Source organism: Streptomyces sp. NPDC048270, assembly GCF_040652335.1.
Classification (GTDB): domain Bacteria; phylum Actinomycetota; class Actinomycetes; order Streptomycetales; family Streptomycetaceae; genus Streptomyces.
In genome coordinates, this window is the sequence record NZ_JBEZLV010000028.1 from 25,349 (window position 1) to 40,263 (window position 14,915).

A 14,915-nucleotide genomic window follows, 5' to 3' on the forward strand; every position below is an offset into this window, starting at 1 on the left:
GTCTCCTTCAGCGTGCGGTGGTCTCGAGGAGGAAGGAGACGACCGCCGCGAGGGTCTCCGTCCGGCGGTCGGCGGTGTCGGCGGGGCCGTCGAGCAGGCGGGCGCCGGGCACGTCGGCGGCGAGCCGCTTGGCGAGCGCGGCGGGGGCCAGCGTGCTGTCGCCGGGCAGCACCAGCAACGGCGCGCCGAACGCCGCCATCGACTCCTCCGGTACGGAGAAGTAGGCGGAGCCCTGCGGCCAGACGCCGTCGCGGAACCGGACGACGCGCACGATGTAGCGCTCGCGGCGCAGGGTGCGGATCTCCTCGCGGAACTCGGGCGAGCCCTCGAGCTGGCGGGCGTACGGTCCGGCGCCGGGGCGGGCCGCGAAGCCGCCGCCGCGGCCGGCCTCCTCGATGACTCCGTCGACGCCCTCGGCGCGGGGCAGGCGCATCGGCTCGTCGAAGGTCGCCAGGAAGTCGCCGAAGCCGTTGCCCTCGGCGATTCCCACGGGTGCGTGGGCGACGACGGACGCGATCCGCTCGGGGGCGTCCTGGACCAGCCGCCAGGCCTGGGCGGTGCCCGCGCCGGAGGCGGCGATGTGGGCGCGCTCGACGCCGAGTTCGTCGAGGACGGCCAGCAGGTCGGCGGCGGTGCGTCCGTAGCAGAAGGGCTCGGCGGGGGCGGTGCTGGCTCCCTGGTGGCGCGCGTCGACCGTGATCACCTGGAACTGCCCGGCGAGGGCGTCGGCGGTCTCGGTGAAGGCGGCCCGCTCGGTGTCGCACTGGCCGGGGATCTCGCCGGGGCCGATGAGCAGGACGGGGAAGCCGGTGCCGCGCACCTCGTAGTGGATCCGCGCCCCGTCCGGGCGCACGGTCTCAGGCATGGTTCTCCTCCAGGCTGGTGGCGATCGTGGCGATCGCGTTCATGAGTTCGGCCGCCATGGCCTCGGGGTTGGTGATGGGCGCGGCGTGGGAGCCCTCGATGGCGCGGGGTACGTAGAGGGCGCCGGTCAGCTCGCGCCACACCTCCATGGACCCTGCGGGCAGCACCGGGTCGGCGGTGCCGGACACCGCGAACAGCGGTATGTCCAGGGCCGGGCGGTTGGCGCCGCGCAGCACCGCCCGGTGGTTCTCGGCCAGCACCGTGTCGGTGCGCAGCCGCTGGACGTACTCGGCGAGCAGCTCCTCGCTGGCGAGGACCTCGTCGGGCAGCAGCCCCTCCAGGAGGGCGGCCAGTTCGCGCGGGTCGGCGCCGTCCAGGTCGCCGGTGAGCTCGCCGAGCCGGTCGAGACCGGGGGTGAGCGGGGCCAGCGGCGGCAGCGCGCAGGCCGCGACGAGGGCGATCGGCGGTACGGCGGGCCGGTGGGCGAGCCGGTGCGCGACCTCCCAGGCCAGCCAGGAGCCCTGGCTGTGCCCGTACAGGACGACGGGCGCCGCGCCCGCGTCCGGGGCGAGCCGGCCGGCGAGGGCGGCGACGACCTGGTCGGCGAGGGCCATCATGTCGGTGACGGGTTCCTCGTCGGAGCGGCCCTCGCGGCCCGGCAGCTGTACGCCGAGGAGTTCGACGTCGTCGGGCAGGTGGCGCACCAGGGGCACGTGGCCGCCGGTGGTGCCGCCCATGCCGGCGACGCAGACGATCCGGGCCCGCGGGTTCTCGGCCGGCTTGAGGACGCGCAGCCAGGGGTTGTCCTGGCCGCGACCCGCCGCCGGGGCCTGGGGTGCGCTGCCCTCGGGGGCGAGCGTGGCGCCGAGGTGGGCGGCGATGCCCTCGCAGGTGGCGTGGCGCAGGATCGCCTCGGTGGTGACCGCGAGGCCGGTGCGCCGGGTCAGCTCGCCCCGTACCTTCACGGCCATCAGCGAGTCCAGGCCCAGCTGCTGGAGCGGCCGGTCCGCGTCCAGTTCCGCCTCGGCCAGGCCCAGGACGGGGGCGACCTCGCCCTTGACCAGGGCCGTCAGCGTGGCCTGGCGTTCCTCGGGGCGCTGTCCGGCCAGGGCCGTGCGCAGTTCCGCTCCGGCCGAGGCGTCCGGGGCCTGCTCGGCCTCCGGTTCGCGGGCCTCGGGCAGGGTGTCGAGCAGCGGGCGCGGGCGGGCCGCCCGGTAGGCGGGGGCGAACGCCGCCCAGTCGATGTCGGCGACGCCGAGCGCGGCGAGGCCCGCGCCGAGGGCGATGTCGAGGGCGTCCAGGGCGAGTTCGGGCGCCATGGTGCGCAGGCCGCGGGAGCGGGCGGCCCGCTCGGCCTCGGCGGTGACCATGCCGCCGCCGGCCCAGCCGCCCCAGTGCAGGACGGTGGCGGTGAGCCCCTGGGACCTGCGGTGGCGGGCGAGCGCGTCGAGCGCCGTGTTGGCGGCGCCGTACGCGGCCTGCCCGGCGCCGCCCCAGAGGCTGGCGCCGCTGCCGTAGAGGACGAACGCGTCGAGCTCGCGGCCCGCGAGGGCCTCGTGCAGGTGCCAGGCGCCGTGCACCTTGGCCGCGTTCTCCTCGGCGGCGGCCTCGGGGGTGAGGCCGGTGAGGGCGGCCGGGCGGGACAGGCCCGCCAGGTGGGCGACGGTCCGCAGCGGGCGCCGCGGGTCGCCGGTGCGGGCGAGCAGTGCGTCGACCTGCCCGCGGTCGCTGACGTCGGCCTGCTCCAGGGTGAGTTCGACGCCCAGGGCGGCGAGCTCGGTGCGCAGCAGCTCCGTCTCGGGGGCGGCCCCGGCGCGGCGGGAGGCGAGCACGATGTGCTCGGCTCCGCGTGCGGCGAGCCGCCGGGCGAGGTGCAGGCCGAGGGCTCCCTGGCCGCCGGTGATCAGCGCGGTGCCGTGGGTGGACCACGCCTTGGGGCCGGCCGGGCGCGGGGCGGTGCGCCGCAGGCGGCGTACGTGGCGGCCGTCGGCGCGCAGTGCCACCTGGTCCTCGTGGTCGCCCGCGGCGAGGCAGGCCACCAGGGCGCCGGCCCAGCCCGGGTGGGGCTGTGCGGGCAGGTCGACGGTGCCGCCCCAGCGCAGCGGGTCCTCCAGGGCGGCGACCCGGCCGAGGCCGGTGACCAGCGCCTGCAGGGGCGCGGGGGTGCCGGCGCCGTCGGTGTCGGCCGCGCCGCGGGTCAGCGCCCACAGCGGGGCGTCGAGCCCGAGGTCGCCGAGCGCCTGGAGCAGGGTGAGGGTGGTGGCGAAGCCCGCCGTGGAGCCGGAGCCGTCCGGGGTGCCGTCGAGGGAGCCCAGGGTGAGGACCGCGGCGGGCGGTTCGGGCAGGGCGGCCAGGGCGGCGCCGAGCGCGGCCCGGTCGGCGGTGGCGCCGACGCGGTAGGGGGTGGCCCCCGCGGCGCGCAGGGCGTCCTCGACGGCGTCGGCCGTCGCGGCTTCGGCGTCGGTGGTCACCAGCGCCCAGGGCCCGGCCAGGGAGGCGGCCCGGCCGGCGGGCACCGGGGACAGCTCCCAGGCGTCCTCGTAGAGCCAGCCCGCGACGGTCTCGCGCGACTCCTGGCCCTGCCACCAGGCGGACAGCAGCGGGAGCAGTTCCCCGATGCCCTCCCGGAGGCGTTCGGGCGCGTCGAGCAGCTCGGCCAGCCGGGCCGGGCCCTCCTCGCCGACGGCCTCCCAGAAGGCCTGGTCGGCGGCGGCGCGGGGGGCCGCTTCGGGCGTCGGCGGGTCGATCCAGTAGGAGCGGCGCTGGAAGGCGTACGAGGGCAGTTCGGCGACCCGGGCGGCGTCGGCGCCGGCCCAGATCCGCTCCCAGGGCACGCGGTGGCCGTGGGTGTGCAGTTCGCCGAGGGTGCGCAGGAGTTCGGAGCGGTCGCCGTGGCCGCGCCGCAGGGTGCCGGCCACCAGGGCGTCGGCGCTGCCCTCGGTGAGCGGCATGGCGAGCACGGGGTGCGGGCTGACCTCGATGAACACGTCGTGGCCGGTGTCGATCAGCTGCTGCTGGGCGAGGTCGAGGCGGACGGGTTCGCGCAGGTTGCGGCACCAGTAGGCGGCGCCGAGTTCGCGGCCGTCGAGGAGGGTGCCGGTGACGGTGGAGTAGAACGGCAGCAGGCCCGCGGCGGGTGCCAGGTCCGCGAGGTCGGCCTCGAGGCCGGGGAGCAGGGCGTCCATCCAGTGGCTGTGCGAGGCGACGGGCGCCTCCAGCTTGCCGCAGACGACGTCCTCGTCGTCGAGGGCGAAGAGCAGGTCCTCGATGGCGTCGGCGTCGCCGGACAGGGCGACGGAGGTGGGGGTGTTGACGGCGGCGACGGAGACGGCGTCCCCGTACGGCGCGATCCGCTCCTGCACCTGGGCCAGCGGGAGTTCGACGACGGCCATGGCGCCGACCCCGGCGACCGCCTGCAGGGCGCGGCTGCGGACGGCCATGATCCGGGCGCCCTCCTCCAGGGTGAGCGCGCCGGCCACGACGGCGGCGGCGACCTCGCCCTGGCTGTGCCCGGTCACCGCGTCGGGCTCGATGCCCAGTTCGCGCCAGGCGGCGGCCAGGGCGACGTACATGGTGAACATGACGGGCTGGACCACGTCCAGGCGGCGGGCGGAGAGCTCGGGTCCGCCGGTGGCGCGCAGCACGTCGGTGACCGACCAGCCGAGCTGGGGTGCCAGCAGGGCGTCGCAGTCGTGGACGGTCCGGGCGAAGGCGGGCGACTGTTCGAGCAGGGCGGCGCCCATGCCGTCCCACTGGCTGCCCTGGCCGGGGAAGACGAAGACGGTGCGGCCGCGGCCGCGGGCGGTGGCCCGGCCGACGCCGGCGTGCGAGCGGTCCTCGGCGAGGGCGCGCAGCGCGGCGGCGGCCTCGTCCGCGGTCGCGGCGCTGACCACGGCCCGGTGGGCGAAGTGGGTGCGGCGCAGGGCCGCGGTGTGGGCGACGTCGGCGAGCGGAACCTGCCGGTGCTCCTCCAGCCAGTCGGCCCAGCGGCCGGCCTGCTCCCGCAGGGCGGCGTCGGTGCGGGCGGACAGGACCACGGGGACCTCCCCGGCCGGGCGCTGCGGCGCGGCGGGGTCGGTGTCCGGTGCCTGTTCGAGGACGACGTGGGCGTTGGTGCCGCCGATCCCGAAGGAGGAGACGCCGGCGCGGCGCGGTCCGTCCTCCTGCCAGGGCTTGGTCTCGGTGTTGACGTAGAAGAGGTTCGGGTCGAGGCCCATCTCCGGGTTCGGGTGCTCGAAGTTGAGGCTGGGCACGAGCTCGCCGTGGTGCACGGCCAGGGCGGCCTTGATGAGCCCGGCGATGCCCGCGGTGGCGTCCGCGTGGCCGATGTTGGTCTTCACCGAGCCGATCGCGCAGGGCTCCGCGCGCTCGGCGGAGCCGAAGACCTGCTGGAGGGCCTGGACCTCGATGGGGTCGCCCAGCGAGGTGGCGGTGCCGTGCGCCTCGATGAAGCCGACGCTGTCCGGGGTGACCCCCGCCGACGCCTGGGCCTCGGCGATCACGTACGCCTGTCCCTGGACGCTCGGCGCGGTGAATCCGGCCTTGGCGGCGCCGTCGTTGTTGACGGCGCTGCCGCGCAGTACGGCGTACACGGTGTCCCCGGCCTCGACGGCGTCGGACAGCCGGCGCAGGACGAGCATGCCGACGCCGCTGCCGAAGACGGTGCCCGCGCCCTTCTCGTCGAAGGCGCGGCACTTGCCGTCCGGGGAGACGACCAGGCCGGGCTGGTGGACGAAGCCTCGCTTGAGCGGGATGGTCAGCGAGGAGGCGCCGACCAGGGCGACGTCGGACTCGCCGCGCAGCAGGCTCTCGCGGGCCAGGTGGGCGGCGACCAGGCCGGTGGAGCAGGCGGTCTGGACGGAGAGGGCGGGTCCGCGCAGGTCGAGCTTGTGGGCGACGCGGGTGGCCAGGTAGTCGTTCTTGTTGCCGATCATCGAGCGGTAGAAGGAGGACAGGTCGCCCGAGGCGTCCTGGTGGTAGCCGCCGAAGCCGGTGCCGCCGAAGACGGCCACGTTGCCGTCGAAGGCGGCCGGCACGATGCCGGCGTGCTCCAGGGCCTGCCAGGCGGCCTCCAGGAAGAGCCGGTGCTGCGGGTCCATGACCTCGGCCTCGGCCGGCGAGTAGTCGAAGAAGGCCGCGTCGAAGAGGTCGGCGCCGTCGATCAGGCCGCGCGAGCGGACGTAGGCCGGGTCGGCCAGCTCCTCCTCGGTGGCGCCGGCCGCGCGCAGTTCCTCATCGCTGAAGTGGGTGATCGACTCGACCCCGCCGCGCAGGTTGCGCCAGAAGGTGTCGACGTCGGGTGCGCCGGGCAGCTTGCAGGCCATGCCGACGATGGCGACGGCGTCCTCGCCGGAGCGTTCGCGGCGGGCCGCGGACTGCTGGCGGGCGAGGGTGGCGTGGGAGCCGTCGCGCAGGTAGGCGGTGAGCTGGCGGACGGTCGGGTAGCGGAAGAGGGTGGAGAGCGGGAACTCCCGGCCCAGGCCCGCGCAGATGATCTTGTGGGCTTCCAGGGCGCTCATGGAGTTGGCGCCGAGGTCGAAGATCCCCTTGTCGGGGTCGACGACGGGGATGCCGAGCACGTCGGCCCAGGCGCCGGACACCAGGGCCTCGAGGCCGCCCTCGCCCGCCGCCTCCCGGGCGTCGGCGGCGCGTGCGGCCGCGGCGGCCGGCGCCGGGGCGTCCAGGCGCAGCAGGGCGTTCCGGTCGACCTTCTTGTTGGGCGTGTGCGGCAGTTCGGCCAGGTGGACCAGCCGGGACGGGACCATGTAGGCGGGCAGCCGCCCGGCGAGCGCGGCGAGCAGCTCCTCGTCGGCGACGGTGCGGCCCGGGGCCGCGGTGAGGTACAGGCACAGCCGGGGGTCGCCCGGCACGTCCTCGCGGACCACGGCGGCGGCCTCGGCGACGCCGGCGTGCTCGGCGGCGACGGCCTCGATCTCGCCGAGTTCGATGCGGTGGCCGCGCAGCTTGACCTGCGCGTCGACGCGGCCGCAGAACTCCAGGGAGCCGTCGGCCCGGTAGCGCACGACGTCGCCGGTGCGGTACATGCGGGCGCCGTCCCCGGCGAACGGGTCGGCGAGGAAGCGCTCGGCGTCGAGCTCGGGCCGGTTCAGGTAGCCGCGGGCGACGGCGAGGCCGCCGATGAACAGCTCGCCGCGGGCGCCGCGCGGCGCCCGCTGTCCGGCCGCGTCCAGGACGTACAGCAGGTTGCCGTGCAGCGGCCGGCCGAGCGAGACCTCGCCCGGGACCGCGTCCCAGGCCGCCGACCACACGGTGGTCTCCGTCGGCCCGTACATGTTCATCAGGCCGCCGGGGCACAGCCGGTCCAGCTTGCGGGCCAGGCCCCGGTCCAGGGCCTCGCCGCCGACCAGCATCCGGTCCAGGCCCTGGACGAGGGAGCGGCCGTCGGCGTCGGCCAGCAGCATGCGCGCCAGGGAGGGCGTGCACTGCAGGTGGGTGGGGGCGTAGGGGAGGTAGTCGGCCCAGCCGGCCGGGCCGCCGCGGCCCACGACCACCCGGTAGCCCCGGGTCAGGGTCCACAGCAGTTCGAGCGTGGAGATGTCGAAGGACAGGCTGGTGACGGCGAGCCAGGTGTCGCCGGAGCCGCCGCCGACCCGCTCGTCCATCGCCGTGCAGAAGGTGGCGAACTGGGCGTGCTCCAGCTGGACGCCCTTGGGCAGGCCGGTGGAGCCCGAGGTGTAGATGACGTAGGCGAGGTCGGACAGTCCCGGGAGCGTGTCCGGGTCCTGCGGGAGGCCCTGCGGGCCGCCGTCCCGGTCCGCACCGTCGGCCAGCGCGTCGGCCAGCAGGACGGCCACGTCGTCGGCGGCGACCTCGGGCGAGCCGTCGCGGGTGGAGACCACCAGGGACAGGCCGCTGTCGCGGATCACGTGCTCCAGGCGGGCCTTGGGGTACTCCGGGTCCAGCGGGACGTACGCGCCGCCCGCGAGCCAGGTCGCGAGCACCGACACCACGAGGTCCGCCGAGCGCGGCAGGTGGATGCCGACCAGCGCGTCGGGGCCGGCTCCGGCGGAGCGCAGGTGCCCGGCCATCGCCGCGGCCCGGGCCACCACCTGTGCGTAGGTCCAGGTGCGGCCGCCGTCGACCAGCGCGGGCGCGTCGGGGGTGCGGCGGGCCTGGGCCAGGATCCGCTCCAGGGCGGTGGGGCCGGCGGCCTCGCCGGACACCCGGCCGCCGCGCTCCTCCAGCCAGGCCAGCTCCTCGCCCGAGATCAGCTCCAGGGCGCCGATGGGCCGGGCCGGATCGGCGACGGCGGACTCCAGCAGGGTCCGGAAGTTGTCCGCGAGGCGGGCGGCCGCGTCGGCGCCGAGGACGCCGGGCAGGAACTCCACCTCGCCCACCAGCCCCTCGCCGTCGGGGGCGAGGGTCAGTCCGACGGCCGACTTGGCCACCCCGCGCGGGCCGCCGCCCACGGCGGCGTCCGCGGACGGCACCCAGGCGCCGCGCCCCTCGCCGAGCGCGGGCAGGCTGCTCGCCCGGTAGTTGAAGACGGCGCTGAACAGCGGGTTGTCCTCGCCGGTGCGCTCGCCGCCGACGGCCTTGACGAGCTCGGTCAGCGGCAGGTCCTGGTGCTCCATCAGCTCCAGGACGCGCGGCGCGGCCTGCGCGAGGACCTCTTCGAAGCTGGGGTCGCCGGTCAGCTCGCAGCGCAGCGGCAGGGTGGTGACGAGGAAGCCGAGCAGGCCCTCGGTGCCGGCCAGCTGGCGGTTGGCCCAGACGGTGCCCAGGCCGAAGTCGTACGCCCCGGTGGTGCGGGCCAGCAGGACCGCGAAGGCGCTCGCGTACACGGTGTAGGGGGTGACCCCGGTGCGGGTGGCCAGTTCCTCCACCCGGGTGCGCAGTTCGGCGGGGAGCGTGAATCCGGTGGTGCCGCCCTCGCCGGCGCCGTCGGCGGCGGGCAGTTCGAGGCGGCCCATGCCGGTGAGCCGCTCGCCGATCACGCTCAGGCCCCGGGCGAAATGGCCCTCCTCCAGGGCGCGCTGCTCCCAGGCGGCGAAGTCGCCGAGCTGGAAGGCGGGTTCGGGCGCCTGGGGGGCGCCGCCGTCCGCGTAGGCGGTGTAGGCGGCGTGCAGCTCCTGCGTGAAGACGGACAGGGACCAGCCGTCGGTGACGGCGTGGTGCAGGAAGATGCCGATCAGCTGGCCGCCGTCATGGGTGTCGGCGAGCAGGCAGCGCAGCAGGGCGGGGCCGTCGAGCGGCATCGGCCGGCGCTCCTCCTCGCGCACCCGGGCGTCGAGCTCCCGCGGGTCGAGGTGGCTGAGGTCCTCGTGGGTGAACTGCGGTTCGGCTTCGGCCCGGACGATCTGGGCCAGGGCCCCGTCGCGGGTCGCCAGCGAGGTGCGCAGCGCCTCGTGGCGGGCCGTCACCCAGGTCAGGGCGGAGCGCAGCGCGGCGGGGTCGAGCCGCTCCTCGGTGCGCAGCACGAGGGGGGTGTGGTACTCGGCGCTGCCGGGGCGCAGCTGCTCCAGGAACCAGAGCCGGCGCTGGCCGTCGGTCGCCGGGTGCGCGCCGCGCGCCCCGGAGCGCTCCAGGGCCGTGGCGGGCGCGCTCTGCAGTGCGCCGAGGGCGTGCGCGAGCAGGGCGTGCTCGATCACATACGTGGCGATGTCCTGCGCGGTGGGGTGCTGGAAGGCGAGGTTCGCGGGGAGGGTGGCGGTGGTCAGCTCGGTCAGCCGGTTGCGCAGCTGGAGCGCCATGATCGAGTCGAGGCCGAGCTCCTGGAGCCGCTTCTCGGCGGGGACCGGCTCGGTGGCGCCGAGGACGGCGGCCGCCTCGCGCCGGACGAGGTCGGTGAGGACGTCGAGGCGTTCGCCCTCGCCGAGGGCGGCGAGGCGGGCGCGCAGGGCGGCCGGGCCGGTGGCGTCCTCGCCCGCGCCGTGTTGGGCGGCGCGGCCGAGCGCGGCGATCTCGGCCTCGTCGAGGCGGCGGTAGCCGGGGACGTCGGTCCAGTAGGGCTTGCGCTGGAAGGCGTACGTGGGCAGGTCCGCGAGCCGGGCCGCGGAGCCGTCGGCCGGGGCGAACACCCGGGTCCAGTCGGCCTCGTAGCCCTGGGTGTGCAGGGCGCCCAGCGAGCGCAGCAGCTGGTCGAGGCCGCCCTGGTCGCGGCGCAGGCTGCCGACGACGGCGCCGTCGCTGTCGGCGGTGGCGCTGGTCAGGGGCATCCCGAGGACGGGGTGCGGGGATATCTCGACGAAGACGCCGTGGCCGTCGGCGACGAGCTGCGCCAGGGCGAGGTCCATGCGGACGGTCTCGCGGACGTTGCGGCACCAGTAGGAGCCGTCGAGGCCGGTCCCCTCGACGACGGCGCCGGTGACCGTCGAGTAGAACGGCACGGTCGCCGCGCCGGGGCGCAGGTCGGCGAGCTGTTCGGCGAGCCAGGGCAGCATCGGGTCGATGTGCGCGCTGTGGCCGGCGGTGTCGGACTGGATGCGGCGGCAGAAGACGTCGCCGCCCTCGAGCTCGGCCAGCAGGCGTTCCACGGCGTCCACGTCGCCGGAGACCACGGTGGAGCCGGCGGTGTTGACCACGGCCACCGACAGGGCGGCCCCGTACGGCTCGATGAGCTCGCGGGTGCGCGCCACGGGCAGCTCGACCAGGGCCATCGCGCCGCGGCCGCTGCACTCGCGCAGCTGCCCCTGCGAGCGCAGCGCGGTCAGCCGGGCGCCGTCGGCGAGGGTGAGGGCGCCGCTGACGACGGCGGCGGGGACCTCGCCCTGGCTGGAGCCCACCACGGCGGCCGGCTCGACGCCGAGCGAGCGCCAGACGGCGACCAGGCCGATCATCACGGCGAACAGGGCGGGCTGGAGCACGTCGATGCGCTCCAGGGTGAGTTCGGGGTCGGCCTCGCCGCGCAGGAACGCCGCGACGGACCAGCCCGTCCACGGGGCGAGGGCCTCGTCGCACTCCTGGACCGCGTCCCGGAACACCGGGCTCTGCTCCATGAGTTCGCGGCCCATGCCGAGCCACTGCGAGCCCTGGCCGGGGAAGACGAAGACCGCCTTGCCGCGCTCGCGCGCGGTGGCGGAGGTGACGGCCGGGTGCGGCAGGCCCGCGGCGAGGGCGGTGAGCGCCTCGGCGGCCTCGGCGGGTCCGGCCGCGAGGACGCTGGCGCGGGCCTCCAGCGGGGTGCGGTGCAGGGCGGCGGTGCGCAGGACGTCCGGCCAGTGGGCGTCGGGGCGGGCGGTGAGCCAGTCGGCCCAGGCGGCGGCCTGCGCGCGCAGCGCCGCCGGGTCGAAGCCGGAGACGAGCAGCGGGCGGGGGCCGGCCTGGGCCCCGGCCGGGGCGGGCTCGGCAGCGGGCCCGGCGGACGCGGCTTCGGCCCCGGATTCGGCGGGGGCGGGGGCTTCCTCGACGATGACGTGGGCGTTGGTGCCGCTGATGCCGAAGGAGGAGACGCCGGCCCGGCGCACCCGCTCGCCGCGCTGCCACGGCCGCAGTTCCTGCACGAGCCGCAGGCCGCTGTCCTGCCAGGGGATCTGCGGGCTCGGCTCGGCGGCGTGCAGCGTGGGGGGCAGCGCCTCGTGGCGCAGCGCGAGGATCATCTTCATCACGCCGACGACACCGGCGGCGGCCTGGGTGTGGCCGAGGTTGGACTTGGCGGAGCCCAGCCACACCGGCCGGTCCCCGTCGCGTCCGGGGCCGAAGACCTCGGCCAGGGCGCCGGCCTCGATGGGGTCGCCCAGCGGGGTGCCGGTGCCGTGCGCGTCGATCGCGTCGATGTCGGCGGGGGTCAGGCGGCCGGAGTCGAGCGCGTCGCGGATCACCCGCTGCTGGGCGGGCCCGTTGGGGGCGGTCAGGCCCTGGCTGCGGCCGTCCTGGTTGACGGCCGAGCCGCGGATCACCGCGAGCACCGGGTCGCCGTCGCGCCGGGCCGCCGACAGCTTCTTCAGGACGAGGATGCCGACGCCCTCGGACCAGATGGCCCCGTCGGCCTGGGCGGAGAAGCTCTTGCAGCGCCCGTCGGGGGCCATCGCGCCGAGCCGGCTGGACTCCACGTACATGGCGGGCGAGCTCATCACGGTGACGCCGCCGGCCAGGGCCAGTTCGCAGTCGCCGCCGCGCAGCGCCGCGACCGCCGAGTGGATGGCGACCAGCGAGGAGGAGCAGGCGGTGTCGATGGTCAGGGCCGGGCCCTGCAGGCCGAGCGCGTAGCTGATCCGGCCGGAGACGACGCTGCCGGAGATGCCGGTGCCCTGGTATCCGTCGAGGACCTCCAGGGGGGCGTTGCCGGTGTCGTAGTCGGAGCGCATGGCGCCCAGGTAGACGCCGGTGCGGCTGCCGGCCATGGTGTCGGGGCGCAGCCCGGCCCGCTCCAGCGCCTCCCAGGAGGCCTCCAGGACGAGCCGCTGCTGCGGGTCCATGGAGACGGCCTCGCGCCGGGAGATGCCGAAGAAGTCGGCGTCGAACTCCTCGAGCCCGTCGAGGAATCCGCCCTCCTGCGCGTAGCTCTTGCCGGTCGCCGTGGGGTCCGGGTCGTACAGGTCCAGGCCGTCCCAGCGGGCGGGCAGCGGGCCGATGGCGTCACGGCCGGCGGCCAGCAGCTCCCAGAACTCCTCGGGCGTGGTGATGCCGCCCGGGAGCCGGCAGGCCATGGCGACGACCGCCACCGGCTCGTGCCGCTCGTTCTCCAGCTCGGCGTTGCGCTGCTGCAGCTGGATCACCGCAGCCATGGCCCGCCGGAGCCGGTCCTCGTTCGCCTGGGCGCTCATCTTGGCCATCCGTCTCGTTCTGTGGCACTGCCGTCTGGGGTCGGGGGAAGGGAGGGGAGGAGCCGGGTCAGTTCCCGAGCGTGACGTCCATGTACGGGGGGAACTCGGGGAGCCGGGAGAAGTCGTTCTCCAGCACCGAGATGTCGCCCTTCTTCGCGATCTCGCGGAAGCCGGCGAACTTGTAGGTGATGTACATGGTCCGGTTGCGGTCGGTGGGCACGAACTCGGCGCGCAGCTTCGCCCCGGCCCGGTGGGCCTCGCGGATCAGGTGGCCGAGCAGGACGGATCCGACGCCGCGGGACATGACGCGGCAGGACATCAGCAGCAGCTTGACGGTCCACACGTCCTCGCCGCGCTCCACGAGCGAGAGGCCGATCTTGCCGTAGGTGCCGTACCTGTCCTCCAGGCCGGCGACCAGCAGGTCGTGGTCCGGGGACCGGCGGAAGGCGTCCAGCTCCTCGTAGGAGTAGGTGTAGCCGGTGGCGTTGAGCTGGTTCGTACGGACCGTCAGCTCCTCGGCGCGCTGGAGGTCGCGCTCCTCGGCGGGGCTGATGGTGAAGCGCATGCCGAGCGAGGCGAGGAACTCCTCCGAGGTGCCCTCGTGGGACTCCTCGGCGGCGTTGCGCTGCGCGTCGGCCCGGTAGAGGTGGCGGCGCTCGCGGGAGTCGGCGGTGACGAACCGGGGGTGCATCTCGGGCAGGTCCGGGATGCCGGCGGCGTCGACGGCGTCGATGCAGCGCACCTGCGGGTGGGCGAAGGCGACCTCGTCGCGTTCGAAGGGCTGGTCGTCGACGAAGGCGAGCGTGTCGATGCCGATGTTGATCGCCTTGGCGACGGCCTGCACGGACTCGGACTTGTTGCCCCAGTTGATCTGCGGGTAGAGGAAGTACTCGGCGATGCCGAACTCCTCCAGCTTGGCCATGGCCGCGGCGTGGTCGTTGCGGCTGGCGACGGAGTGCAGGATGCCGCGCTCGTCCAGGATCCGCAGGGTCTCCACCACTTCGGGGCGCAGGGTGACCTGGGCGTCCTCCAGGAGGACGCCGTCCCAGACGGTGTTGTCGAGGTCCCACACCACGCACTTGACGGTGGCCGTCTTGAGGGCGGGGGCGGGGGCGGTCGTCGTCTCGGTGGTCGTCGTCATCGGTCACTCACTTCCACGGGCTGCGGCGGCGGGGGTGCGGCGGAACGGGGCCCGCTCCTGGAAGGCGTACTCGGCGAGGCCGACCTGGTGGAGCTGGGAGCTGCCCTCGATGACCTCCATGACCTTGGTGTCACCGAGCAGGCGCTGTACGGGGTAGTCGGGGCCGCAGCCGTTGGCGCCGTGGATCTGCACGGCGTCGGTGGCGGCGCGGGCGGCGGCGGTGGAGGCGAAGTACTTGGCCGTCGAGGTGGCGGCCAGGGCCCCCGGGTCGCGGGCGTCGCGCAGCCGGCCGGCCTCCAGGGCCAGCAGCCGGGCCGCCCGGGCGGAGGTGTACATCTCGCTGATCATGCGGCGGACCAGCTGGTGCTCCCGGATGGGTACGCCGAACTGGACCCGCTCGGCCGCGTAGTCGGTGCTGGCGTCCAGGCAGGCGTCGAGGATGCCGACGCAGCCCCAGCCGACCGTGTACCGGCCGAGGTCCAGGGCCGCGCCGGTCACGTGGGAGACGCCCAGGCCCGGCCGGGCCAGCAGGTTCTCGCCCGGGACACGGCAGTTGTCGAAGTACACGTGGGCGGTCATCGAGGCGCGGATGCCGATCATGTCCTCGATCAGCTCGGTGCGCAGGCCCGGGGTGCCGCGTTCGACCAGCAGGGCGGTGGGGCCCTGCTCGCCGCGCCCGACGACGAGGAACAGGTCGGCGGTCTCGCCGTAGGTGATCCACTTCTTGTGGCCGTCGAGGATCCAGTCCTCGCCGTCGCGGGTGACCCGCGTGGTGACGGCGGAGGCGTCGCTGCCGGTGCCCGGCTCGGACACGGCGAGCGCGGCGACGCGCTCGCCGCGGGCGAGCCGGGGCAGCCAGGTGTCCTTCTGGGCGCGGGTGCCCCAGCGGGCGACGGCGTGCGCCACCATCGTGTGCACGGTCAGCAGACTGCGCAGCGAGGAGCAGGCGCGGCCGAGCTCGGCCGCGAGCAGGCCGAGCGTCACCGCGTCGCTGCCGCCGCCGCCGTACTCGGCCGGGACCGGCAGCCCGAGCAGGCCCTCGTCGGCGAGCAGCCGGACGGCCTCCGGCGGGGTGCGCTGGGCCCGGTGCCAGGCGTCGGCGTACGGGGCGACACGGGTGTCGGCGAAGGCCCGGAACTCCTTCTGGGCCTGCGCCTGCTCCGCGGTGAGCATCGTCGTCATCT

At 75.8% G+C, this 14,915-nt stretch carries 4 protein-coding genes; all 4 read right to left on the minus strand.

Going from position 1 to position 14,915, the window contains the following annotated elements; genetic code table 11:
- Positions 1-7 precede the first annotated feature (7 nt).
- The 4 genes from AB0D66_RS23755 to AB0D66_RS23770 are packed head-to-tail and all read right to left on the minus strand — an operon-like array spanning position 8 to position 14,913.
- A complete protein-coding gene (locus tag AB0D66_RS23755) occupies positions 8-865 on the minus strand; it encodes an alpha/beta hydrolase (protein WP_362306907.1) in 858 nt (285 codons plus the stop codon).
- Complete coding sequence (locus AB0D66_RS23760) at positions 858-12,599, minus strand: amino acid adenylation domain-containing protein (protein WP_362306910.1); 11,742 nt, start codon at positions 12,597-12,599, stop codon at positions 858-860. Before AB0D66_RS23760 ends, AB0D66_RS23755 begins: the two co-directional genes overlap by 8 nt.
- A gap of 58 nt (positions 12,600-12,657) precedes the next feature.
- On the minus strand, positions 12,658-13,731 hold the full coding sequence (locus AB0D66_RS23765) for an HAD-IIIC family phosphatase (RefSeq protein WP_362306913.1): 1,074 nt from the start codon (positions 13,729-13,731) through the stop codon (positions 12,658-12,660).
- Positions 13,732-13,734: 3 nt separating this feature from the next.
- Positions 13,735-14,913: an acyl-CoA dehydrogenase family protein gene (locus AB0D66_RS23770; RefSeq protein WP_362306916.1), complete on the minus strand. Its 1,179-nt coding sequence runs from the start codon at positions 14,911-14,913 to the stop codon at positions 13,735-13,737.
- Positions 14,914-14,915: the final 2 nt, after the last annotated feature.